We start from the raw sequence: 25,786 nt of genomic DNA on the forward strand, positions 1-25,786 counted from the left end.
GTTATTCTTTAATCAACAGTTGCGATCGATCCTGACTAGCCGATTGTAGTTTGAGTACATACACTCCTCGATGGACCTCTCCTCCATGGTCATCTAGACCGTTCCACTCGAACTCCACGAGCTCTTCAGGGTTTCCTAAAAACTCACGATCAATCAATAGTTTGCCGTCCATCGATACGACTCGTAGTTGTGCAAAACCGTCGCTATCTAGGACAAAAACAAACTTGACATCCGTATCAAATGGATTTGGGTAGACATTGGACCCCAAGTACGCATCCTCCTCTAGATGAAAGTTGAATAGAACTGGTGAGTCTGTTGTCCCCTCTAAGGTAGCTGCCTCAAATACTCGTGACTCATCCAGTGGATAGCTCTTCTCGCCAAACCGTAGCTTAAATACCACATCTTCTGATGCATCTCCATATACTGTCAAATAATACACAGATTGGCCATTGACCTCCTGCGCTTCTGCGACACCTCGGAGTTGCCCCTCATGATACGCTTCTAAGACAGGTGCATCACTTGCCAGATCCAGACCTATCACTTGCACAACCATGGACATATTGTCTCGGTAATGATGCGGATCCAAACCTGACTGTTCGTAGATAGCAGCCACTTGATTGGCCCTAGAAGACGCATTGATCAAACCCGACTGAGGAAACACCAACTGCTGATCTTCCGAAACCTTCATCACATACCCCTCATTTGGAGATAGGTATTTAAGATTCCCTGTCCATTTGAGCACTGGATCGTAGATTGCAAACGCATATTGACTTTTGATAATATCTCCGTCACTAGCCTGTAGCGAAGCAAGCGCCTCATTGATCTCCATGTTTTCCTGCCCCAAGAAACTGACCCAGTTCCACTCGCGCGCCAAGGACTCACTAGTCGGTGAATACAGAGGTATCTGTGACACCTGCGTGTCGACTGGCTGACCAGAAAAACTAATCCGCTGCGTGTTGGCTGAGAACACCCGGTACGATTTCGTCACGTCCAAACCTCCTTGACCCACTGGCAAATTGTCACCAGCCAGGCTTCCTATCCAAAGCTCATTTTCCTGATCATAGATATCCAAACCATCCATGCCGATGATCCGATCACCTGACGTCAGTGGCTGACCAGCAAACAAACGACTGCTACGCGTCAAATCATCAGAATCCAAACTAAAGGACACCCACTTCCAACCTTTTGGTATGTTGACTGTAGTCACCACATGTTCGCTAGACTGAAAAACAATTGGCGTAGAAGGACTACCATATATTTCGTTTTGGATAAACATAACAGGATCAGATGGAATTTGTGGAGTTGCAATATGATTGAGCACTTTGCCCTCACTAGCGTCCCAAATCCTAAACTCCAACTCCTCACCAGACAGTGCATTGCTATAGGCAGACAAGAACACCTGATAGGTATCGTACACCTCTTGGTACGAAAGGTTCGCCATACCCCGCAACTCATCATTGACAAATACCCCTACGACATCCTCATCATCTACCGAATAGACCTCCCCTATTTTGACTTGTCCGATAAAACTCATCGTGTATTGAAAATCCTCAGGTGAGAATACCCAATCATCTGGAAGTGATCGGCTGACTTTGAGATCCAGCAATAAAGTCTCGTTGAAACCAAAATCTGTTCTAAGATGAATCGCCTCTTGGTATTCACCGATATTGAGCCCGGCATTGACTGTAAATACAATGTCCTCTTCCCCCTCCGGAGCAATCACCCCAGATGATGGGGTGGCACTAAGCCATGTAGGGAGATTGTCCACGACGAAAGACTGGTTTTCCCCTCCTTCATTGATCAGGGTACTGGTGAAGCTCAAAGGTTCATCAATCAATTTTTGTAACGATACTGTCCTATCCTCCCACGACACTTGGTTGCGATCCACATATGCCGACCAGGTCACAGGAGACTTCATCACATTTCCATTCTGATCCACTAGCCCTCTCACCGAAATGTCCAGTATGCAGTTTTCGATCGTTTCGGGACTATCTTCATCAAGCGTGATGATGATTTTATCCCCGTTGACCGAATAATTAAAATAGACCGGTGTCTCGTTAGGCTTCAGGACAATGTCAGGATTTTCTACCGAATACTGCTCACCAGTACTCATCCCCTCCTCTCCCAGGTCATACTCGTCATAGCAATCAAGACTACCTTCGGAGATTCTCAACAACTCGTTGTACTTTTCGAAAGGCACATAACACACCAAACCCAATTCATCACCGTCCAGCTTGTAGTACGCCATGCGCTCTATCTGCTCGCTACGTTTGGCCATGCGCCACAGCCTAAACTCGTCCATCTGACCGACAAAGGAATCCTCGAAAGGTAGCTGCGTTGACTCATGGAAGCTCAAACGGCTACCCAAGACCACTGCAGGCCCTCCATACCCTCCAAAGGAATCTGCACCAAAAGACGAAATCAATTTCGTATCAAAGAAAGCACTGGTCTTACCGACACGATTGACAACCAATGCCAGGTGATGCCATTGTTGATCCAGTACCGACTGTCCTACAAGTACAAAAAAGGAATTGTCATGAGTCAATATAATCTGCCCCAGAGGAGTAATGGCAATTTCCCAGTCCAGACCAGTGACATTGCCATTGCTCACGAGCGTCATGGTATCGACGGTACTGGTGTTGGCGGTTTTGAACCAAAACTCCAAAGAGAAGTCCTCGTCATCATCAAAAGCCTGAGATGCGAGTGTGACCGGATTGGTTCCATCAAAATCATAAGCAAGCGAAGTAGGTTCAGACCACCAATCTGCGTGGATCGCAGCATGCCTGGCCAGCACTCTGTCTTCCGACAATGCGCCACGCCCTTCGTTGAGCGGCCAATACCCCAATAGTCCTATTTCACGCCCAGACAGGTCTCTGTAAAAATTAGACGCTATGTCTGTAGACAACATATACTGATCCCAGAGTCTCAATTCATGGACATTTCCCGTAAATGAAGTAGCTCCCTCTCCGCCCAACACTAAAGGTGTCGCAGCAAAATGTGTCGCAACGAAAGTCTCGTTGAAACCGACCAGCTCGGCATTGTAATAGAGCGCAGCTTTGTTCTCAATCGGGTCGATACTGAAAGCCACATGTGACCAAACATCCAACGAAACGGGTCCATCAGAGGTCACATCAAACGTCCCCAAAGTTAACTGAAGACGACCATCGGCAAGCAGTTTTAAACTCAGGTCAGTAGTCGTCGCGTCACCATGATGCAAAAGTTCCTGCTCTCTATGAGCAAACTCTTCGTCACGCCTCACCCACATTTCTGCAGTGATCGCCGTATTCTGAAGCTGAACATGGTCTATGACTACCTGATCCGTATCACTGTCTGAAAAACGAATACTCGTAGGGTGTCTTAGTGTTGTACCGTTGATCTTACCCGTGACTTGGATAAAATCCCTATCGACCAACCCCGCCTCTATCGGTTCATTCAGTGTCAGTATGATTTCGTCATTGGGCGACAATACACCATCTGCGGGGGAGGGTCGCCCAAAGGCATGAGGACTCGTACGGTCCAGAGTCCCATTGATGAGATTGGAGTAGGACTCCAACCCGTTGGTACACATGTATTGCCACCGAAGCTGATACCCACCATCTGGCAGATTGTACTCCTCTGTATCCCAATCATACACGATGTAATTGTTGTCTATCGGGAAATCGAAATAATTTTCCCCTATTGCTCTCTGCTCGGCTACCTCATCAACATCTCTACTCCATACAGCGGCATCTACCCAATCCTCATCGGTCTGATACGTTGCTTTGAACTGAAGTTTAATTTTCTCATGATTGGCAAAATAGAAGCTCTGCTCCTGAATCTCGACTTGGACCTTCGAGTCTACTTGATTGTTGACTATCCATCCAGGGGTAGGTGAGATCACAGTAGCTATTGGACACGAGGGGTCAAAATAAACAGATAGCGTGTCTCGGGCATAGATGTCCTCCTGAAAATCCAAATCCTGACCAAAGTCAAACTGACACCCCGCGACTAGATAAACGACGATGTCTTCATAGTCATAGACATCTTCGACGGGCCTGAGAGTAATCGACTTGGTCAGTTGCTCTCCTCCATAAAGGGCGATGGGCGTCCCTTTGATGAACCGCTCTCCATCCAACCTCATCGTTGGCCCAGCACCTGTAGTTCGCTGATCCACCACGAGATTATAGGTACGGACCGTGTCTTCTGCATTCTTGTTTTCAAGAATGATATCAAAAGTAGCCCGGTCGTTTAGACTCCAAGGAATCCCTCTCTGCACACGTGGCTCAATCCTAAAGCCAGGCTGATCTCGCTGAAAAGTACCGTAGTTTAAAACATAATCCTCCGACGAGCTATTTTCTATTACGAATCGGTTATCGTCGACAGGATGTTCTAAGTACCCTCCAATTATTCCTTTTGATTGTAGGTCATCCAATAATTCTGGTCTTAAAAACTCCAAATACCTAGCCTTCTCCTCAGGCTCATATGGACAAGAGGTTCGCCCCCCTTTGGTGATAAACACGGGATTGATATAGTCTGTAGTATCAGGTTTCACATAATGAAACTCTCCGTCAACGTCATTGATACTACCCGCACTAGCAGGCACAGCCGCCACACCTTGATCAAATCTAGAATATAGATCATTCATACTGATCACTGCACTATCTGTATCATAATTAGCTCCACTCAAAATCACATCAACTGAATATTGATCGCCTGGATCATCATCCTGAAGATGGATGGTGGTAGCTTGGGTACTACTCTGCTCAGAGCTATTTCCTGTTTCTACATATACGGCATTGCCTATTTGAAAATTGATATCTGTATAAGCTCCGAAAAAAGAAAAGTCCGAATGAAAATCAAATGCTGTGTACCAACTATACTGCTGACTGTACCCAAAATCATTGGTCACTCCGAGTTCATAGGATTTTTCAATGTTAGAACCGTACCCAAACGATATATTTTCCTTCCTATAATCGCTATCGTTTCGAGAGGCAAAATACTTCGCTACCAGTTTATCATATTCGTTCTGGGCAATTGCGGACTTCCAAATCCTAATCTGATTTTTCAATCTATTTTGATCATCAGCGTCAGATACGGCTACCAGATCCTTTTCAAGGTCAGCAATGAGCTGTTCGATTTGTCTCTGTGTGTAATAAAAAAGCGTCGATTCTTGAAGGTTAAAAGAAATAGATTTTGACCTAGCAAAAGCATACTCTTCACTGTTAACAACAAAACTATTCGCATAACACTCATTGACCCCTCCACAAGAGTCTAAAGGGATAATATCAAGATTATAACTGGGAGAATAGAATATATTTAAAGCATTACCCACAAATAAATCGCTCCCAGCCCCAGTGTTTTTGTTTTCTTTAGAAGTATTGAGTTTGACCCCCTCGGTAAATGATATAATAGAGGTCTCTTTGGCTTGCCTATCCCCACTCGAATTCTCCACAAACCCCAAAGTAGTCTTCATTTTGACTGCCACATTGGAACTAATCAGTGTGCCTATATCTTGTTCATAATAAACCCCCATTTTTATTGACCCTTGTTGCTTAAACCCTCGCTTATACGTGGACGATCTGACTTTTGTAAATTTGGCCTTATTCAAAAACTCAGTGTAACTCTGACTTCCTGGAGGATCTCTTAAAACAATATCTACAACTTGATATTCTTCCTGAGAGACCGTGTAGAAACTTTGCTGTGATTTATCCAATGAAGTTCCAAGCACAATTCCACGAAACAAATCATCCTTTTCTTTCCACGACGTAGTAGGCCCTATGATCTGAACCGTCTTGGTAAAGCTCTTTTCTGGATATTGACGATCTATTAACAGTGACGGTTCGCCAACAGAGAACGTGTATATAACCTCCCCATTTTCCAAACTCATCACGCCGGAGTGTCCCGCAATTTCATTATCAATCTGTATTGTACCTGACCTTATGGTATCCTGGTAATAAACAATCGGATTATGGGGGTCTAACACATTATTGTCCCTGTTTTCATATTCTTCACTCAGTGTGATACCCCATGTGTATTCACCTGTCGCGAACACTTCATACGGAAGTGGAGAGGCCTTAATATCAAGTGAAACACCCGGAAGAACCTCATAGAATTCAGAGCCTAACACCCCAGGTATTTCCACCAAATCATCCCCTACCCGGTACTGTTTCACAGTAAATCGTTCTCGTGTTCTAAAAACAAAATCTCTCTTCAAGTCATAGAGTACCAAATCCGAATCACATGTAGTCCCTGTACACGCTACTGTATCCGTCTCTAGATCGTCTCTTGACAAATCAATCGAAGACTCTGCCAACCGTTTAAGCTCTCGATTAAATTCAGTGGTTTGTGAGGGGACTCGAAGGTCAACGATATTGTATCGAAATGGAGGAAGGTCAACGAGATACTCCCCCGTAGCGACATCAGTGGTCACCACCGTCTCAAAGCATGTCTTCCCAATTGATTTGAGTTTGATTTCGGCTGTACCGATGTTGTTGATTGATTGGCCAGATCCAGATATTTTCTCCCCTTCTGTCGCGCCTCCCACTACCTTGCCGATCAAGGTACGCGTGGTGTTGTCATAGAATACCAGGTCAAAGACATTGTCTTGAAAATTGTACTTACCCGACGGAGGCCAAACCGCCTCTGCGAATGTATGATTGTTTTTGGCAACTTTGATTCTATGCTTACCAATCGGTACATCCATTTCAAACCGACCATTCGCATCAGTAGTCAACACCTGCCCATCTACCAACACTGGCTGATCATCAATATATATATTGACTCCCTCTACATAGCAATTGGGCGCATCTGGATCATCCGCAGACTCATAACCTAAAATCCTCGGATCGTACTTGACCGTACCTGTGACAGCAAAGGACGAGTTGTCCTTAAAATTCTTTTCGTTTTGTATCTGCTGCGATGGACCTATATACAGAATCTTGTTGGATGGCTCAAAACTGTGTGCCCCAAAAACTGGTACCAGTTTGAAGTTGTTGCCACTACCCGAATAGATAATAGACTGAATAGAATAATTACCGTCTGCATCCGTGAAGGCTGTAAAGGACAAATCCTCTTGCTCCGGCACAACATTCGTCCACTGTGCAAGTCCTATCGTCGCATGGTGACCATTGAAAGCCTTCTTGCCTGTGCCGTCTAAGGCATACGAGGCATCAAACGCATGAGTAGAGACCTTTTCATCGATTCTCCAATACCCAACCAAACCTTCCTGTCCTCCTGACAAGTAGCGGTTGTAATCTTGATCAATACTCTGCTGGCTCTTGGCTCCCGACCAAAGCAACACCTCATCTATCATCCCCGCAAATCCTCCGAAATGTATCTCCTGATCCTCCGCCTCAAACAAATCTTCGAGATGAGAAACAGCCACTGTATCCACCCCTTTGCCATTGATATATAAGATCAAGTCAGCACCATCATAGGTCATCAGCAGGTTGTTGTACTCTCCCAAGTAAAGCTCCGGGCTCAAAACAACCTCTTCGCTCCCCATACCTCCTGCTTGGATACTCAAGGCTGCTTGGTAGGCCTCCTTTTGATAAGTATTGACGGTATCGTTGACGATGTATGAAAACTGCTCTCCCATCGCCTTGAAAACTTGTCTCTCTCCGTCTAGCGTTTGTCCCAAATAGTACACATACTCGTCGGTAGTTGCGTCCCGGACAAAATCCTCCACATCTAGGTATCCATCCTTTAGGGAGATTTGATACAGCGTATCCTTCGCTGAGTTGAACAAAAACTCTTCTTCGCCTGTGGATAAGTTCGTCAAAGTCAAAGCAGTCACAGCATGACTAGCAGCTCCCTGTGGCACATACAATACGGTGTCCTGGTACTCGGCAGTGCGAAGAATCCCTGATGGATCGATGAGGTACTGCGTCAGTCCCGATCCAGTAGTATCAAATACTTTCGTTCTGTCTGTATTGACGACCCCTAGGCTCTGTCCTTTTTGGATTTCCTCTGTTATGGTTTTGTCAAGCAAAAAAACGTCATAACTCACTTCTGGGTCTGTATCATTCGGCAACCTGCGCGCAAAGCGCTTTCCTCGGACGAGCTTATTGTTGAGTTCGTCTCTATAGACGTAGTACACGTTGTTGCCCACGATCATATGCATCGCATCACCCGCTGCATTGTATACGACATCATCTATAATCGTCCCTTTGGTGTCCGCATCATTCGCGAATATCATTTGGTTGTCCTTGATGCTAGCATACGCCTGCCCTAGCTCATAGGAGATATTGAAATGCTTGGCTAGTCTCAGCTGATCACTATCTATAAAAGCCAGTACAAAATCACTATCAAAAGCTTCGTAAACCGTGTCTCCTCTCAAGTACCCGACCAATGAGTCTGCCATTGCTAGGGAGGTGCGCTGTGTCTCCAACGGATACCACTTCTCGTCCTGTTTGACCATCCATGGCTCTCCTCCCACAAAGTGATACAGCGTATCTCCCGAAGCTAAAGCTGAAATCTCTTCCTTGCTATACTGGACAAAACCCGTCCCAGACAGCTGGCCCAATATCGATTGACCCTGCAAGGACTGTACCTCACCAGAAGGCAACATATACCCCACAAGTTCGTCTGCTACCCCTACCCTCTCTGTGGCCTCCAAATAGTCTATCTCATGAAACTCCGTAGCACCACCTGCCAAAGGTGCAATCTGCAAGTAATCTGTCCCATCAGACACCTGCATGAGGGTTTGTCCTGCGGATTTATCTTCCAACCGAAACCAAAACGATAGAGACCATTCCTTGTCTGGAAACCAGTTTTCTCCTTCATTTTCTAGAGGGATTGTCAAGAGATTGTTGGTCATATCGAGACTGACCCCTCTGTTTTCTCCATCAGAGGGGGTAGCCAATACACGCACTCCTTCGACGGCATTGCCTCCCTCGTAGTTGATTTGACCGTTGATGATACCTGTCTCGGACCTGACTCCTACATCTGTGATCATCGATGCGATTTCTAACTTGGACGGGACGTAGTTCGGACATGAAATGGCCAGTTGTCCATAGTTGTACAGTACGCCTGGCTCGGTATCAAAATCTTCAAATGAAGAGGTTTTGATGTCTTGTCTATTTACGATTTCGGGGTTATCCTCCGATCCCTCTCTTTTTCGATATATAATGATCTCGGAAGCCTCATTGTCACTGCTCACTATCCAATTAAGCGCCACACGATCATTGTAGTGATATTTGGACACCTCTAATTCGTCAAAGCCATTGAGGTCCGTATTGAATGAAATGACCTGTTCTACACGCATAGAGTTGGCCTCATCAAAACAGTCCTTGCCTGCTACGACCATGTACTCATACTGTAGACAGTTGCTCAGACCATCGTCTACAAACGATGTAGTCCCGATGGGCAGCTTGTCAGATCTAGGTGATCCGTCGCGATAGACCTGAAAATAATCCACAGGAGTGCCGTCTAATGGGTAGGTCCATTCGACCGTTGCTTCGTCTGTCCCATCAGTCGCTGGGATGATCTGCACAATAGAGGGTTTGGAAGGAGGTCCCTCAAACATAATGTGCTGGGTATACTCACTCTTGGTATATACTTGGTTGCCACAATTATCAAATGCTCTAACCCTATAATAAAAATCCTGATTGACCGGTACTCCTGGATCGTCGAATGTGATCGTGCCAAAAGTCTGTGTGACTGTGCTGACAATAGGAGCAGTAAACGCATCGGTGACATCTCGCTCTACTTCGAAATAGTCTATATCTACCTGATCATCTATCTCCCACTGCAAACGAACCGATTGGTCACAAAAATTAGGTGTGCTCAAAGAAAAAGATTCGAAGTAATCCGAACTGTTAAAATTTTTGATTGGGTTTCCATCTACTGAGGTAGGCAATCCTAAATCCCTGACTTCCGAATTATGGCGTACCCGTACTTCGTATTCGTGATCCGAGACGTTATCGTAGGTCACGTTAGTATCCTTCCATTTGAGCGTATTGAAAGAGACAGCCGCTCGGTATACCCCATCACGATATATAACGAATGACGCATTCGTGCACGAAAAGCTCGGTTTCCCCCATTCCAACTCAACCCCATCACACTGTGGTTCCAACTCCAAAGGACCTACTATACGCGGAATATTTGGAGCTGTCTGATTACCGGAATCCCAAGATTTTGAACTTCCATTGTAAACACTCTTGTATTCTATTTTAAACGTCTGACCTTCTCCAGATTTATCATCTGGCAGGTTAATGGTAAAATCCGTATACTTATGATAACGATGACCTGTAGAGGCTGCACACCCTACATTATCCGTAGTGTTGTGCCAAGAATAAGAAGCTGAAAACCCACTATTTTTACTCCAAGAATAAGTAGATGAAGTTCTGACAAGGTCATAAATTCGAGTGCTCGTACCATTGACAACAATGTTTACCTCTGCACTGCTGGTACGGTCGGCAAAACTTCCAACCGCACAAACCCCGCCTCCATTATAAACTTCCTCAATATGAACTCTAAAGGAAACTTGATTTTTACAGAAGTCGTAGTTAAAGTTAGACACTCCTCCGCCAGCCACTGCTTGCCAATGACTCAGCAAAATAAAGAGTATAACTGCTAGGCTGTTGAATATTGTTCTCATGATGTTCGTTGATATGGTTGTAGTATTACCACCACAAACCTATAACGGCTCCACACCCTGTACTCAAAACTTCAAGCTTCAAACACCCTACATCTACTTGTCTCATAGCTTCAAACACCCTACACTATCCTAAATCATACTTCTAACACGCAGAAAACCCTCAAAACCTCCAAAATTCAAACCACCTGTATACGATCCAAACGATCACCCTAATCCTCCCACACCTCGAATCAGTCATAGATTATTCTCGATTATTTAATAGTATATTAACGCAGAGGACAACATATTTCACAGTCTCCAACATAGCTTCGCTACCCTTACCGAACCGCTTATCAGTAATGCCTAAGAGATGATTTTCACCTTTTCAAGATGGATGTATTTCCTATTTGTTTTAATTCTACCCAATCCATGTTGGAGTCTTGAGTCTATACCTCCTGTCCAGCTAAGCGACATCCAAGGGTGGAGCTGCCTAGAGAACAATAGTCTCTACCAACTCAGGACAGATACGCTCACAGATGTCCGGTCCATTTTATCACAAGGAAAGTTCGAACCGTATGAGTATATCTCACCCGATTCTAAAACCCAGGCTATATGGATGATTTTTGAAATAGAAAGTGAGCAATCCTCTGGTGATTCGCTGCATATCAATTGTAAATTTTATGATGAGGTGAGGCTGTATGAAATATATCAAGACAGTAGTAGCCATCTACTCAATACTACGGGATACCTCCCACAGTACTTTAAATCCAAAAAATGGAATTCAATCATAAGTTTTCACCATCCTAAGCAGACTCGAAAGACCTACTTATTGGCACTGATTTCTCATACTAGAAATTCTAAAATGCTGTCTAGCTACTTCACGTCCAACTGTGCCAAGATCTATTCGGACCACGGATTCAGAAGTCAATATCGATTACCACAGCCCCTGCTATTCTTTTTTTTCGGCGGCATTCTCATGATGTCTTTGTACAACCTAGGCATTGCTTTGAGCACACATTATAGAGAGTACATTCTCTTTTCCATTTACAACTTCTGCTTTGTCCTATTGGGTATCAATTTTTCCAACCTACATATAGAGCTAGACTGGGTCACTCCTTTCGATCTCGAAAGGAACCTCCGTTTCACACCAGCGATCATAGGAATAGCTGTATACCTGCTATTTTCTATATCCTTTCTGGATTTGAAAAAACTAAATTTCCGTTTATATCAAATACTCTGGCATTTGTTTTGGATCTTTCCGATCATGCTCCTAGGCATTTTCCTCTCCTACTTTACCCTAGTTTTTATTGTATTTACAGCCCTGATGCCTCCCTTATTTATGAGCATACTCTATGCATCTTGGTGCCGAGCGCGTTCTCTTTCTTACGCCCGGTATTTTCTGGCAGGCAATATACTTCTCATATCAGTGGGGCTGCTACAGCTGCTATCACTCTACGGCCTGATATCCGTAGTACACATGTCCTCTCTAACAATCATAGCGCTGATGTTAGAGGTCATACTATTCTCCTTTGCGGTCGCAATCAAACAAAAAGTAACCAAAAAAGAACTCTATCTCATGCGAGTAAAAAATCAACTCCAAAGAGAACGTATCGAATACGAACTAGACCTGAAACAAAAACTAGAAATAGAAATAGAAAAAAAATCTCGAACACTGACCTCTTCCTCCGTCCAGTGGCTCAATCTGACCGACCAGCTCACATCTCTCAAGAAAAAACTTAAAAAGGAGCTCAAAGAGACCGATGAAAAGCTCTATAAAGAAATTTTAAAGCAAATCGAGGAAATTGAGAATTTTGAAGACCAATGGAACAGCTTCAAACTCCACTTCGAAAATGTCTACAGGGGCTTTTTTGAACGAATAGAAAAAAACTACCCGATGTTGTCTCAAAATGATCTCAAAATATGCGCATTCATGAAAATGAAGCTATCCAACAAAGAAATGGCACAGATACTCAACGTCACAAAAAAAGCCATCGAACAAAGTAAACGTAGAATGAGAAAAAAAATAGGACTAGAATCCGACTGTGACCTACTGGAATATCTTGAACAATCTCTAAAACCCGAAATGGTCATCTAACCAATCTCATCTTTCTAAAATAACCAATGCTGTGTGCAACTATACGCTAACGACAGTCATCTACTAGATAGATATCCAAAACCTATCACGATGAAAAAGTTAATCGCAGCAATGATATTGCTCCTAGTAATTGTACAACTGGGCTTCCTCCAGTCTAAGATCGTAGCTCATACCCCAGAAGAAGTTCTTTCACTGTTAGAGTACAGTAGCAATAAAAAAGAGTACTCCAGCCATGATGCACAAAGTCACACTAGCTGCAGTACTCCTCCAGTAAATGCTGCTTCTACAGTAGTTCGTTTGCAATATTTGCCAATTCCGAACGCTCCCCTTTCTCCAAAGTGATGTGCGCAAAGATTGACTGTCCCTGTAAACGATCTACTAGATAGGACAGCCCATTACTCTGAGAGTCAAGGTATGGCGTATCGATCTGATTCACGTCACCTGTAAATACAATCTTGCAGTTTTCTCCCGCTCGGGTAATGATCGTCTTCACCTCATGAGGTGTCAAGTTCTGTGCCTCATCCACTATAAAATAGATATTCGACAAACTACGCCCTCTGATATATGCTAGTGGTGTAATCAGTAATTTCTCCTGATTGACCATCTCGGTCAGTTGCTTGTTCTCCTTTTCAGTTTCTTTCCACTGGTTTTGGATGAATTTTAGGTTATCCCAGAGTGGTTCCATATAGGGATTTAGCTTGGATTTAATATCACCTGGCAGATAACCGATATCTTTGTTGCTCAATGGCACGATGGGTCTAGCAATGTAGATCTGCTTGAAGTCCCTACGCTGCTGCAGTGCAGAGGCCAGTGCCATCAGTGTCTTTCCTGTCCCTGCTATCCCTGTAATCGCTACGAGTTTTACCTCGGGATTCATCATCGCATGGATCGCAAAAGCCTGTTCAGCATTTTTAGGTTTTATCCCGTAGACCGATCGTTTTTCTACATGTGCTATTTTTTCTGACACAGGGTTGTAAAACGATAGGGCAGAGTTCTTAGAACTCTTCAGAATGTAATAGCAGTTGTTGATAGGTTCTAGTTTTCCTAGTGCTTTTTTCGCCGAAACCTCCATATTCTTATACAACTCATCGATGGTCGTGGCTGCCACACGATTGACTTCACTTTTGCCCAGTGCTGCCATCGAATCGACGTTCTTGATCTTACCCGTTTCGTAATCCTCCGCTGACAGATCTAGAGACTTAGCTTTTAGTCTCAGGTTGATATCCTTCGATACTAGAATCACCTTTTTCTTAGGCTCTTCTTTTTGGAGTTTCAGTGCTGCATTGATGATTTTGTGATCATTTTTTTTCTCACCAAAAATCCGCTCTGCATCCAAGTCTGTCTTGGTATCTGAGTACATGAGGACCTTTAGTCTACCTCGCCCATGCCCATTGAGTGGGATCCAATCCTGTAGCATGTGATCCGCTGCTAGATTATCTAACAGTCTCGTGAACTCACGTGCTTCGAAGTTGAGTGTATCGTTACCTTTTTTAAAATTATCGAGCTCTTCTAGTACTGTGATGGGGATGCCTACGTCATGCTCGGCAAAATTCATGATCGAATCATGAGAAAAGAGGATTACAGAGGTATCAAGAACAAAAATCTTTTTTACGCTGTTTTTTTTCGCCATAAGAGTGGTGGTTTTTCCTATCGTTAAACTGTATAAAAAACAGAACAACTACAACAAAAACCACTACTGGTTTCAGACAAAAACCTAGAATCAAGACTTTAGATTGTTAGACACCATACCAGTCCGTTGGGTAAATTGATATGGCATCTAACATCTCATAAATATTGTGGGGGCTAAAAGCGAATAGCTACTGACAAAGACAGTATTTCAACTCCCTTTTGTGACTACTATCACTTGTTGACCCATGCCTTGCGCAGGGACAATTGCTCCTCTGTGGGCTCCTCTATCAGTTTAATTTCACCAGCAGTTTTGACTTTCACTTCCAATGCCGACGCCTTTAGTTTCTCTTCTTTGTATTTCCCTTTCTTATTTTTCCTCAATACCACCGCAGTGATTTTATCTCCTGCCTGGTGTTCTTCTTTGAAAGTAGAAAAAACCTCTTCGTAGTTACTAATATCTACGACTTTACCATCAAACTCGTAGAGTATATCTCCTTCTTCATAACCCATTTCCTCTCCAAAGGCATTGACCTGAGAGACGGAATTGATCATCAACAGCGAATCATGCACACCAAAACTAATATGCCCCAACGATAGCTCATCTTTCGAAATTCCATAGGTAAAATCCACCCCCACTTTCGCCAAATAATCCTCATATGGGATAGCCGATTTCCCTTCTACATACTCCGCAAAAAAATCTCTAATCTCTGGGTACGTCATCTCTGTGATGATGTCAAAAAGCTGATCGTCCTGAAAAGACTTTTCCTTACCAAACTTCTTAGACAGGTCGATCATCATCTGCTCCACACCATAGGCTCCATTCGAGAGGTCACGAAGTTCGATATCTAGCGACATCCCTATCAACGCTCCTTTTTGATACACGTTACCATACTGATCTTTGGTCTCATCTAGGCAATGAAGGCTCATCTCGGTGAATGGCAAATCATCCTTATAACGTTCTGCATTTTTTATTTTCCCTTTCAGACCATCTAAGTACGCATCTAGACTCATCTCTCCATATTTAGCCTGAGCCAATCCCGCAGCATACTCCGTCATACCCTCGTATAACCATAGATGCTTTGACATTTTAGGATTGATAAAATCAAAATCGCCAATTTCTTCTGAGTGAATATTGAGTGGGGTCACGATGTGAAAGAACTCATGTGCAGCTACATCTCTCACCACTTGCGCAAGATAACTCGGGTCAGCCTCTGGCAAAGAATACATCGATGAATACGAATGCTCCAACGCACCATACCCTCCTGATGCTGACGCTCCCTGAAAGAGGTAAATCAAAAAAGCATACTTATCCACGGGCAACTCACCACCCATATATTGTTTCTGTGCCTCCAACGTGGGGATCAGTTGCTCTTTTACAAATGAAGACTCCAATATACCTCCTGGCGAGTAGACAGAGATCAGTACTTCTGCCCCTCCTACCGCAAAAGTCGCAGTATCTGGCAAACTGTACATGATCGGGCCATCGGCCAGATTAAAATAATCCGAGGTAGTAAACACGTCGGTAGAATCATTGATCACTGTTTTGTTCAGTGCTGATGCGCCAAAAAGGCTAACGGGCTTGGTCACGGTCACCTCGTATGGCAAATCTTTCATTCCCTCTAGATACCCGACCATCGCAAAAGTGTTAAGTACGAAACAAGTATCTTCTTCGATGTTAGACCCTGCTGGTTCGAAAATCTTATTGCCCTGACTCGTGTCATATGTATCCTCTACCCAATAAGACAATGTCGTCAATCCAGTCGCTCCCGTGATCTGCGTTCTATTGTCGGTCAACTTTGCAGTAGGCAGTACATTCCCTTCTGAATCTTTCGCTTCGATTCCCATCAAAAAACGACCAAAATCATAGATCGAATAAGTGCCGGGTACAATTTTAGGAACATGAAACTCTATCGTATCTGTGGTCACTTTGGGGAGCGTGTAAGTCACCTGTACTTTGTCATCCACGACATGAGCAAGATCGATATTGACTTGGTACTTTTCCTGCCCGATCACTTGTACGGACAGCGCTAGTAGGCATACTAATATTGAGGATATTTTCTTTTTCATACTTAGTTAAGATAATGGAATGACAAGCTAATGAATTCGTCTATTGGTCAAAATGACTTTATGATGAATGGTCAAAACCATACCATCACAATCCCTTTCTCACATCGAAATCTATTCTTTCTCTTGGATTCGGCCGTAAATAATATTGAGAGGATCAAGATCCGGCGCATTGTGGATCATCACCTCTTCTAGTTTAAAAGTTTGTTTCTTTTGAGTCAAAAACACTTGCCTAATCTCCACTTGATTGTTGCTAGTCTGCACAGGGACATCTATCATCAACTGATAAGTAAATGTTGTCTGTTGCTCAAAGCTTAGTTCTAGTGTATTTCGTTTATACTTCCAGGTATAGCGTACATCGGGAGCGCCGGGTACACTAAGCCACTGATGAAAAAAGTACTTGAGATCCTTGCCTGACACTTTCTCCGCCACTGCAATAAACTCGTCTGTGGTGGCATTGCCATAAGTATGGCTCTGATAGTACGTTTTCACTATCTCAGCAAAAACATCCTGCCCCACCTGATAGGATAATAAACGAAGCATCCAAGCTGCTTTATCATAGCTCAGCGGGTTGAGTAATTCGAAAATATGATCATAGTTTGGGTAAAGGATAGCACGATCTGGATACTTTTCCTCATAGTTACGAATACGCTCTTCATTTTCGTCTGATAGTGCTTTCATGCTATCTAGCCCATACTGGGTCTGGATATAGAGATATTCGTAGTAGGTGGCAAACCCTTCACTGAGCCAAACATCCACCCAGCTAGATTCGCTGGCACTGTTGCCAAACCACTGGTGGGCCACCTCATGTGCAATTAGCCCATTAACATCCTGATTACCATTAATATGCTTTTCGCTATAAAATATACAACTGGCATTCTCCATGCCACCAAACTTGGTCGTAGACTCTACGTGATCTAGTTTCCCAAAAGGATAATCCCCGAGCTGCTCCACCATGAAAGCCAATACTTCTGGTGCCTCTTCAAAATCATAATTCTGTCCCTGCTCACCAGAGCGAGCGTACAACCAAGCCCTCGACATACTATCCAACTGCTGCGTCTCAAATGCAGCAGCACCCATCGCCATGACTTTGGTTGGAATCAAATAATCCATCTTCCAGTGGGTGGTTTTGGTCTCGGCGGACAAGGTATCTATGGATAGCAAATGACCATTGGAAACTACGTCGTACTGGATGGGGGCTGTCACCACAAACTCACAAGTAGCCTTGTCGGCAGGCGTATCTATTACCGCTAACCACTCACGCGCTCGGTCAGGCCAATGATCCGAAAAGAAAGTTCGGTCCCCAAACTTATTGTGAGAGATGATCAGACCATCCTCTGGCACGCCACGATAGTGCACTGAGTAGGTTAATTCTCCGGACACTCCTCCCGTCGGCAACTTCAGTACATCCAAATCGTGTTCAAAACCGATCGTATCTCCTCCCTGAGTAACGGTTAAGACATGCATCGTCCGTGCGAGATCCACCCTCACTTCGGCCACCTCTTCAGCAACTCGCAATGTCAACTGTGCGTCACACTGTATCGTGTCCGAAGCATCGCTCAGTGTCACGTCAAAACGATAATGCTGCGCATCTACTTGTGAATTCTGTGCCTGAAGGTGAAAAGATAAAACTAGAACGAGGAAAAGCAGTTGGGAACGAGGAAACATAGGTTGAGTTTAATGATGCATCAAAAATAAGCTTATTTGCGTCATGTCAAAACATACACTCCTATTGATCAAGGGTAAAGTCTGATTTTTTGGTTCTAGCTAGCCCAACTATACGGCGTACCGCACCTTGATCACCTATCGCATCGTAACTCTTTGCCTCCCAAACATACTGCTGCGTACTGTCTGGCCATATATCTTTGGTCCAAGCCACTGATCTGATCACCGCATCATATTGCGCTGTATGATATTGCAATTCGGCCACCTTCATGTACACATCATAGTGTCTATCTGGCACCAATCCTGCATGTATTATGATAGGATATGCTTTACCAATGGTGATTTCATAACTGGCAATGGCTTTGTCAGCACAAATCTGATAGTAGCGCAGTGCCTGCGTCAAATCGCCTACTCCTGTTTCGTACAACTCCCCCATTTCGTAATAGAAATCTAAAGACTCATAACCATACAGGTGCAAAGTGCGATAGATATCAAGTGCTTCTTTGATCTCGCCAACCCCTTTGTGCGCAAAAGCCAATTTCTTCATATAATCCATAGAGTTGCCCACAGAATAGTCCTTAAGTGACTGATACAGCACCAACGCCTCCGCATATTCCTCCTCTGCCAAGTATTGATCTCCTTGCCGTTTGATATCCGACCACAAGTCTGTCTTGAACGCCTTGATGTCGTTCTCCTGAACATAAAAATATCCCATCCCTGCTAACATCTCCAAGCTACTCACCCACTGTCCCGAATCACGGGCGGAACGTGCCCGTTCGAACACCTCACGACGCTGACCCAGTACCTCCGCTAATTCTGCCGATTTTTGCTCCTGATAGAAATAAATACTCAGTTTGATGATCACTGCGATGATCATAGAGAACAAAAAGGCATAGCCTGTGGCACGGATATTCTCTTTGGAAGTAATGGATGTACTACGTCGCACAGGTCTAGCCGCACGATGATAACTAGTAGGATGCGGTGAGCTATAGCTCGGTATGGATATCTGTCCATAGCGCAACTCCATATCATATTTGGCTCGCGCATAGTCGTTAGTCAGGACTTGATGGGCTTCATTGATCTGTTTGAACTGCTCCTCTTTGTCGGGATCACCAAAATATCTATCAGGGTGACATACCAGTGCTTTTCGCTTGTAAGCGCCCCTAATCTCTGCCTTGGTCGCTGAGACGAGTACCCCGAGTATATCATAGTGATTTTGCATTGCGCAGTATAGGTGAATCCTCATTCAAGATAATTCTAAATGAAGCAGAACCCAAGCTCATCTCCCGATCCTACCTCCGAAACCCCGTTTATGACTTACACATTACCCCTCTCTAAACTACAATTCATAGAAACTAACCTAGACCTAGGAATAAACCTAATAGTACATCAAACCACTCAGCGGCCTCCTCGACCGCTCCCTACAACTTGCTGTGATTCGAAAGGTGCTCCCTCTAGTTTTGATTCATCAACAAAAACAAACACGCCATGAAAAATCTAATTTGCCAATCCAAAAACCCACTCACACCCTGGATCGCCGTACTCATCGGCATCTTCACAGCACTATCCTCCGTCTCCAAGGCACAGGACTACTCCTTTCGCATCGACCTATCGGGTCAGGGGCAAGACATCCTTCTCATCCCTGGACTCACCTGCGACGGAGCGGTATGGGACGCTACTGTCAGCGAACTCCAGCAAAACTACACTTGTCATGTGATCACACTACCAGGTTTCGCGGAGCAACCTGCTATCGATGTATCAGAGGGTTTCACTCCCCAGATGTCTAGCGAACTAATTCGCTATGTGCAGGAAAACCAACTCAATCAGCCCATCGTCATCGGACACAGTCTGGGCGGATTTCTTGCTTTGGATATGCTGTCGCAAGAACCAGAGCTATTCAGCAAAGCCGTGATTGTAGATGCACTCCCCTTCCTCGCTAAGATCCAAAACCCCCAAGCCACCGAAGAATCCATGAAGCCCGCAGCTAAAAATATGATCGCTGCACAACAAAACACACCGCCAGAACAATACGCCGAACAACAGCGCATGTACCTGCGCTCCATGATCACTGACGAAGCAAATATCGATACTGCCATGCAGTGGGGTGCTGCCAGTGACCGGTCCACGGTAGGGCAAGCCATGTACGATCTCTACACGACCGACCTACGAGACGATATCGCTCAGATCAACAAGCCCGTACTCGTACTAGGCGCATACATCGCCTACCTCCAATATGGCGTCACCAAAGAAATGACCCTAACCAACTTCCAAAATCAATACAGCGAACTGAAAGGCGTGCAAATTTCACTCTCTGACAAAGGCAAGCACTTCATCATGTGGGACGACCCGGACTTCTTCATGCAGCAGACGACCGATTTCCTCTCCAAACAATAATCTCCCCAAACCATGAAAACACTAGAGCAACACAGAATCGAATTTTCTAACCGCCCGTTCATCGCTACTCCTCTAGCGGGACTAATCATCTGGCTATTCATCGGCTTGTCAGGCATTTTTCTCTCTACTGAGGCCACCGTCTGGATCCTATTCATCGGTACGGGTAGTATCGTCTATTTGGCGATGTTCCTCTCCCGATTCACAGGGGAGAACTTCTCCGAACAGAGAAAGAAAAAGAACCCCTTTGACCAACTATTTTTATTCGCCGTAGGGCAATCCTTCCTTGTCTATGCGATAGCCATCCCATTTTTTCGTCAGGACATCAGCTCGCTCCCGCTCGCTGTTGGGATACTCACGGGGACGATGTGGCTCCCCTTCACCTGGATCATTCAGCACTGGGTGGGGATATTTCATGCTGTCACACGCACCCTTGGACTGCTTGCGCTTTGGTATATCTTTCCCGACGACCGCTTCGTCACGATTCCTTTCGCCATCGTAGCGATCTACATCGTAACTCTCATCATCTTCCGAAACAGAAAGAAACAACTGCCGAGTATCGTTACGTCATAAGAAACAGGAGAAAACAAGAACCTATTATCTTTACGTCCCATGCAAAACATCACCAAAGCCACCCTCTACTGGAGCTGCCAACTCATCGGCTGGGGCATATATGTGGGATTACTCATCTACAATGCTATCACTCATACCACCGAGGATGACAAGCTCCCCAAAGTCATCGCGCTGCAAGTCATCATCGGGCTATGTGTACTGTTGACCTCCCACGCGATCAGAATCGTCATTCTGCGCAAAGGATGGATCGAACTAGGAACTGGAGCACTAGCCTTGCGAATTTTAGGACTCACGATTGCAGGTTCGGTACTGGCGATCGCGGCGATACACTTGATGATGGTCGGCTTACTGGATTGGCACAACACCGTGCACCCTATCGAGTGGTCGAGCATACCTCTATACACTGCCAACCTGTTTTTCATGCTGATGTTTTGGAGTGTTATCTATGTGGGATACAAATACGCCGAAAGCGCCCGAAAGAATAAAATCGAGAAACTAGAGACTCAATCTTCGCTCAAGGAAGCCGAACTCATTGCCCTCAAGGCACAAATCAATCCACACTTCCTTTTCAACTCGCTCAACAACATCCGGGCACTCATCCTCGACCAACCGATGATCGCCCGCGACATGGTGACCAACCTCTCCGACTTGCTTCGCTACTCCATCGCCTTTAGTCAGCGGGCACAGGTCACCATCGCTGAGGAAGTCGATATCGTCAAAAACTACCTCGATCTCGAAAGCATCCAGTACGACGGACGTCTAGATTACAACGTCGATGCGGACGAAAACACCTTGAGCTGCATCATCCCTCCCATGATCATCCAAACCATGGCCGAAAATGCCGTCAAGCATGGCATCTCACAAATCAAAGACGGAGGACAAATACGCATCTCGATCCAGCAACAAGACGACCAGCTCGTCATCGCTGCATCCAATACGGGCAGCCTCGAGCATTCCAAAACAGGCACAGGCATAGGTGTCAAAAATGCGCAAGAGCGCATCCGGCTACTTTTCGATGTATCCCCTTCTTTTGATTTGACAGAAAAGGATAATTTAGTCACCGCAACCTTACAATTCCCCGCAAGACAATGAGAGCAATACTAATAGACGACACCAAACTGGCCCGACAGGAGCTACGATTTTTACTCCAAAACACGAAGGGTCTAGATATAGTCGGCGAAGCGGCCAACGTCGATGAAGCCAAAACCCTCATCGAACAAGTACACCCAGACCTGATCTTCCTAGATATCCAGATGCCGGGCAAGGACGGGTTCCAGCTACTAGAGCTACTCGACGAAGTGCCTGAAGTGATCTTCGTCACCGCCTACAACGAGTACGCCATGAAGGCCTTTGACTACAACGCCCTCGACTACCTCCAAAAACCCGTCAAAGAAGAGCGTCTCAAAACAGCACTGGACAAAGTCAGGAGTAAACTCAGTGACAAACAAGAGCAACCCAAAGAACTACTTTCTGAAAACAGCCAAGTATTCGTCAAGGACGGGGAGAACTGCTGGTTCGTCGAACTAAAGCACATCCGTATCTTCGAAATCTATGACAACTACACCAAAATCTACTTCGAAGAGCAGACCCCTATGATCCCCAAGACGCTCAATTATATGGAGACGCGCCTTGACCCTCAGACATTCTTCCGAGCCAACCGCCAACAAATCATCAACCTCAAATGGATCGATCGTGTCGAACCTTGGTTTAGTGGGAGCATACGCATCCACCTCCGTGATGGCTCCATCGTAGAGGTTTCCCGTCGACAGACCCTCAAGTTCAAGGAGCTGATGAGTTTTTGATTCAGCACATCAGCTGATCGAATTACATCTCGATGAGTTTGCTCACTGTGTTCCAGTTGCGCGAGGTGGCACGGACTTTCAGCTTCTTTTCTAAGAAACTAATGTCCATTTTGGACTTTCCCATCCCCCGGTGGTAGCACGTATAGATGAGGTGGTCTATGATCTGATATTCATCTCCACCTAGATCGGCATCCGCCAAAAGCTGTAATCTATCCTCGGCAGGCTCGTCCAGCATCCAGCAGACATAGAGCCCTTTGGTATCTTCTACCTGTGTCCGAAAAGGATGCGCCGCTCTAATCCCCTCCAAAGTCGACTGCTCAAACACCACCGTCGGCACCTCAAAATTGTATGCTCCATAGATCGCCCCTTCGATGCGGGCAGCGGCCTGCTCCTCCGACTCCTCACTCTCGAACACTATATTGCCACTTTGGATATAGGTCTGCACCGACTGCAAGCCCGCAGCCTCCAGAGCGACCTTCAGCTCAGCCATTTTGATTTTCTTTTGTCCGCTGACATTGATTCCTCTCAGCAGTGCGACGTATTTTTTCATGGGATGAAGATAGAGATTAGTAACTAGACTTCACAAAGCAGACAGAATTAGCAATTAAACCTACACGAAACACCTGGCAGACTCGGTTCATTTTCAACTCATAGCATAGGCAAAATATATTCACTCCACTCTGAATCAACTTCGAATAACCATAGGTATTTCAGCCAAATCAAGCATGTGTCAGTGAGGCATTTAAAACTGCACGCAGTACGCCTGAAATGTCCTCCAAAATGATCGGATAGTTGGTGCTCTCCTTTATTCAATTTTCTACAAAGAGTCGCAACTTGCAGAATAGGAGAACGGTCCCTCTCCTCTGACAATCAATAATTAGTAACAGTTTGATAACTCTGCTTTAAGCAGATTAAAAATAGACTTTCAAGTATTTTGCACTTTACAAAAGACTCTTTCAACCCGTCTCCATGATGATTTTTAATCGCATAACACTCCTTAGTATCATATTAGCAGCCGCTATAAGCCACTTAGGCTGCACACAACATAACGATCCCCTATCCATAGCCTTCTTAGCAGATATTCATCTACAGGACATCTATGCTCAATGGGGCGACACAGATTACAGAGGTATAAAAAACCCGGCAAACGGTAAGTATAATACAATCCGGACAATGGATGCTCAGCTCCACTCCACACGGATATTTAACGAAAATTACTTCGCATTCATCGCTGCATTAGATGACATAGTATCAAGAAAAATCAAGTATGTAGTCATGCCAGGTGACTTTAGTGACGATGGTCAACCCATAAATATTCGTGCGCTAAAGCGGATTTTGGAGGAGTACCGGACAAAACATGGTATCTGTTTCTTAATGGCGACAGGCAACCATGATCCTGTACGACCTTTCAATCTGCCTGCTGGCAAAACGGATTTTATGGGGCTAGGAGGAAAAGAGCAAGTCATCATGAGTCAAGCCGACTTATACAACAGCTCATCTATGGATGATCTACCCGTGGTGATCACCTCCGATATACAAAAATCAGGGTATCGAGACATTACAAATGAACTGGCAGATTTTGGTTTCTTTCCTAAGTCATCTGATCTCTACTGGGCTAGTCCCTACTCTAGCTATAGTTATGAAGACTATGATTTTGATTTGGCTAAGCAAGAAGCAGTTCTTGATGTCCGACAATACACCATCGGGGCTCAGCCTTTTCGAATTCCCGACGTTAGTTATCTCTCAGAACCTATCGAGGGAGTTTGGTTCCTGTCAATAGACGCCAACGTCTATGTTCCAAAACAACAAGCCATAAATGCTCCGCATGACCCAAATAGCTATGAAGGAGCTAGTACGGGATTTAACAATGTGATGCATCACAAGTCTCACTTAATCCCATGGATCAAAGAAGTCATAAAGAACGCCAAAAGATTAGATAAAACACTGATCCCATTTAGTCATTACCCCATGATAGACTTCAATGATGATGCGACGGCAGACATTGCGCAAGTATTAGGGGAGAACAAACTCCAATTACATCGTGTGCCTTCAGAAATTGTCGCACAAACCTTTGCGGACGCTGGACTGAAAGTACACTTTGGTGGACATATGCACATCAACGATACCGGAGAGAGGACGACAGAACAAGGGAATCATCTAACCAATGTGCAAGTCCCATCCTTGGCCGCTTATATCCCAGGCTATAAAATAGCAACAATTCATACTGATCGGTTCGAAGTAGAAACTGTCAAGTTAGACAAGGTTCCAAGATTCGACGAGTTGTTTCCTCTCTATCAAATGGAACATGACTATCTACAATCACAAAACCGCAAAAAACTCTGGAATGACGAAATATTAAAATCCAAGAGCTACCATGAATACACCGAATGGCACCTCAAGGAACTCATCCGATTTCGGTTTATGCAGGACTGGCCTAAGGATCTAAAGGATCAACTTTTAAGCATGAATGGATTGGATCTATTGCGTGCTACACTGATACAGCACGCGTCTGAATTCGACGATTTTGTTTCATCCAGAAACCTATCCGAAGAGTCGATACAGCGTTACGACTCCCTCATCCGCAATCAATCAATCATTCCAGCACAACTAGAAGCTTGGACTGGATATGATCTTATATTAGACTTTTACCGTCTTCGAAGTGCGGACGAATTGGCTTTTATGGATATCGGTCAAAATAGGCTGGCTCAATATGAGCTACTCTATTCTACATCCATAATTACTGATCCCAGACACCCTCTACAAAAATCCATACATGGTATACTTCGGATACTTCACTCATTCGCGCATGGAGCTCCTGCGGATCACTTTAATATTGACCTAAAGACTGGTGTCCTATCTAGGGTCGACAACTAGTCCTATAAACTAAGAGAACTTAGTATTTGCTTGAACACACCGTGTGACACAACATAGGGTTAGTTCCGACCGAACCTCAAAAAGTCCATACAAAAAAAGCGCTACCATTTTTTGGTAGCGCTTCACAACTATACA

Annotated in this window: 12 protein-coding genes; 6 read left to right on the top strand and 6 right to left on the bottom strand. The window is 44.7% G+C overall.

The features are described from left to right. Position 1 precedes the first annotated feature (1 nt). A complete protein-coding gene (locus tag BUB99_RS11725) occupies positions 2-10,579 on the bottom strand; it encodes a LamG-like jellyroll fold domain-containing protein (protein ID WP_073122707.1) in 10,578 nt (3,525 codons plus the stop codon). 349 nt (positions 10,580-10,928) lie between these two features. On the opposite strand from BUB99_RS11725, the gene BUB99_RS11730 reads away from it, so the two are divergent. Further along, a complete protein-coding gene (locus BUB99_RS11730) occupies positions 10,929-12,653 on the top strand; it encodes a 7TM diverse intracellular signaling domain-containing protein (RefSeq protein WP_084190521.1) in 1,725 nt (574 codons plus the stop codon). 283 nt (positions 12,654-12,936) lie between these two features. On the opposite strand, the gene BUB99_RS11735 is transcribed toward BUB99_RS11730, so the two are convergent. The 4 genes from BUB99_RS11735 to BUB99_RS11750 form a co-directional block, all read right to left on the bottom strand. After that, a complete protein-coding gene (locus BUB99_RS11735) occupies positions 12,937-14,283 on the bottom strand; it encodes a PhoH family protein (RefSeq protein WP_073122709.1) in 1,347 nt (448 codons plus the stop codon). Positions 14,284-14,513: 230 nt separating this feature from the next. Further along, positions 14,514-16,349, bottom strand: coding sequence for a M61 family metallopeptidase (locus BUB99_RS11740; protein WP_073122710.1), 1,836 nt, complete (start codon positions 16,347-16,349; stop codon positions 14,514-14,516). 111 nt (positions 16,350-16,460) lie between these two features. Next, complete coding sequence (locus tag BUB99_RS11745; protein ID WP_073122711.1) at positions 16,461-18,014, bottom strand: M1 family metallopeptidase; 1,554 nt, start codon at positions 18,012-18,014, stop codon at positions 16,461-16,463. Between the two features lie 61 nt (positions 18,015-18,075). Continuing rightward, the gene (locus BUB99_RS11750; RefSeq protein ID WP_073122712.1) at positions 18,076-19,233 is read right to left on the bottom strand and encodes a J domain-containing protein; all 1,158 of its coding nucleotides are present in this window, start codon (positions 19,231-19,233) and stop codon (positions 18,076-18,078) included. Between the two features lie 266 nt (positions 19,234-19,499). On the opposite strand from BUB99_RS11750, the gene BUB99_RS11755 reads away from it, so the two are divergent. The 4 genes from BUB99_RS11755 to BUB99_RS11770 are packed head-to-tail and all read left to right on the top strand — an operon-like array spanning position 19,500 to position 22,777. Beyond that, positions 19,500-20,405, top strand: a complete 906-nt coding sequence (locus tag BUB99_RS11755; RefSeq protein WP_073122713.1) for an alpha/beta fold hydrolase — start codon at positions 19,500-19,502, stop codon at positions 20,403-20,405. Between the two features lie 12 nt (positions 20,406-20,417). Then, positions 20,418-20,975 carry a DUF7010 family protein gene (locus BUB99_RS11760; protein ID WP_073122714.1) on the top strand — a complete coding sequence of 186 codons (558 nt, stop codon included), beginning with the start codon at positions 20,418-20,420 and terminating at the stop codon, positions 20,973-20,975. Positions 20,976-21,014: 39 nt separating this feature from the next. Next, complete coding sequence (locus tag BUB99_RS11765) at positions 21,015-22,067, top strand: sensor histidine kinase (RefSeq protein ID WP_073122715.1); 1,053 nt, start codon at positions 21,015-21,017, stop codon at positions 22,065-22,067. Next, complete coding sequence (locus BUB99_RS11770) at positions 22,064-22,777, top strand: LytR/AlgR family response regulator transcription factor (RefSeq protein ID WP_073122716.1); 714 nt, start codon at positions 22,064-22,066, stop codon at positions 22,775-22,777. The genes BUB99_RS11765 and BUB99_RS11770 overlap by 4 nt, the downstream gene beginning before the upstream one ends. Before the next feature lie 22 nt (positions 22,778-22,799). Here the strand turns inward: BUB99_RS11770 and BUB99_RS11775 are convergent, their stop codons facing one another. Beyond that, positions 22,800-23,327, bottom strand: a complete 528-nt coding sequence (locus tag BUB99_RS11775; protein ID WP_073122717.1) for a DUF1697 domain-containing protein — start codon at positions 23,325-23,327, stop codon at positions 22,800-22,802. A 419-nt stretch (positions 23,328-23,746) separates the two neighbouring features. On the opposite strand from BUB99_RS11775, the gene BUB99_RS11780 reads away from it, so the two are divergent. Continuing rightward, the gene (locus tag BUB99_RS11780) at positions 23,747-25,651 is read left to right on the top strand and encodes a metallophosphoesterase family protein (protein ID WP_073122718.1); all 1,905 of its coding nucleotides are present in this window, start codon (positions 23,747-23,749) and stop codon (positions 25,649-25,651) included. Positions 25,652-25,786 lie beyond the last annotated feature (135 nt).

The organism is Reichenbachiella agariperforans (assembly GCF_900142205.1).
GTDB classification, from domain to species: domain Bacteria; phylum Bacteroidota; class Bacteroidia; order Cytophagales; family Cyclobacteriaceae; genus Reichenbachiella; species Reichenbachiella agariperforans.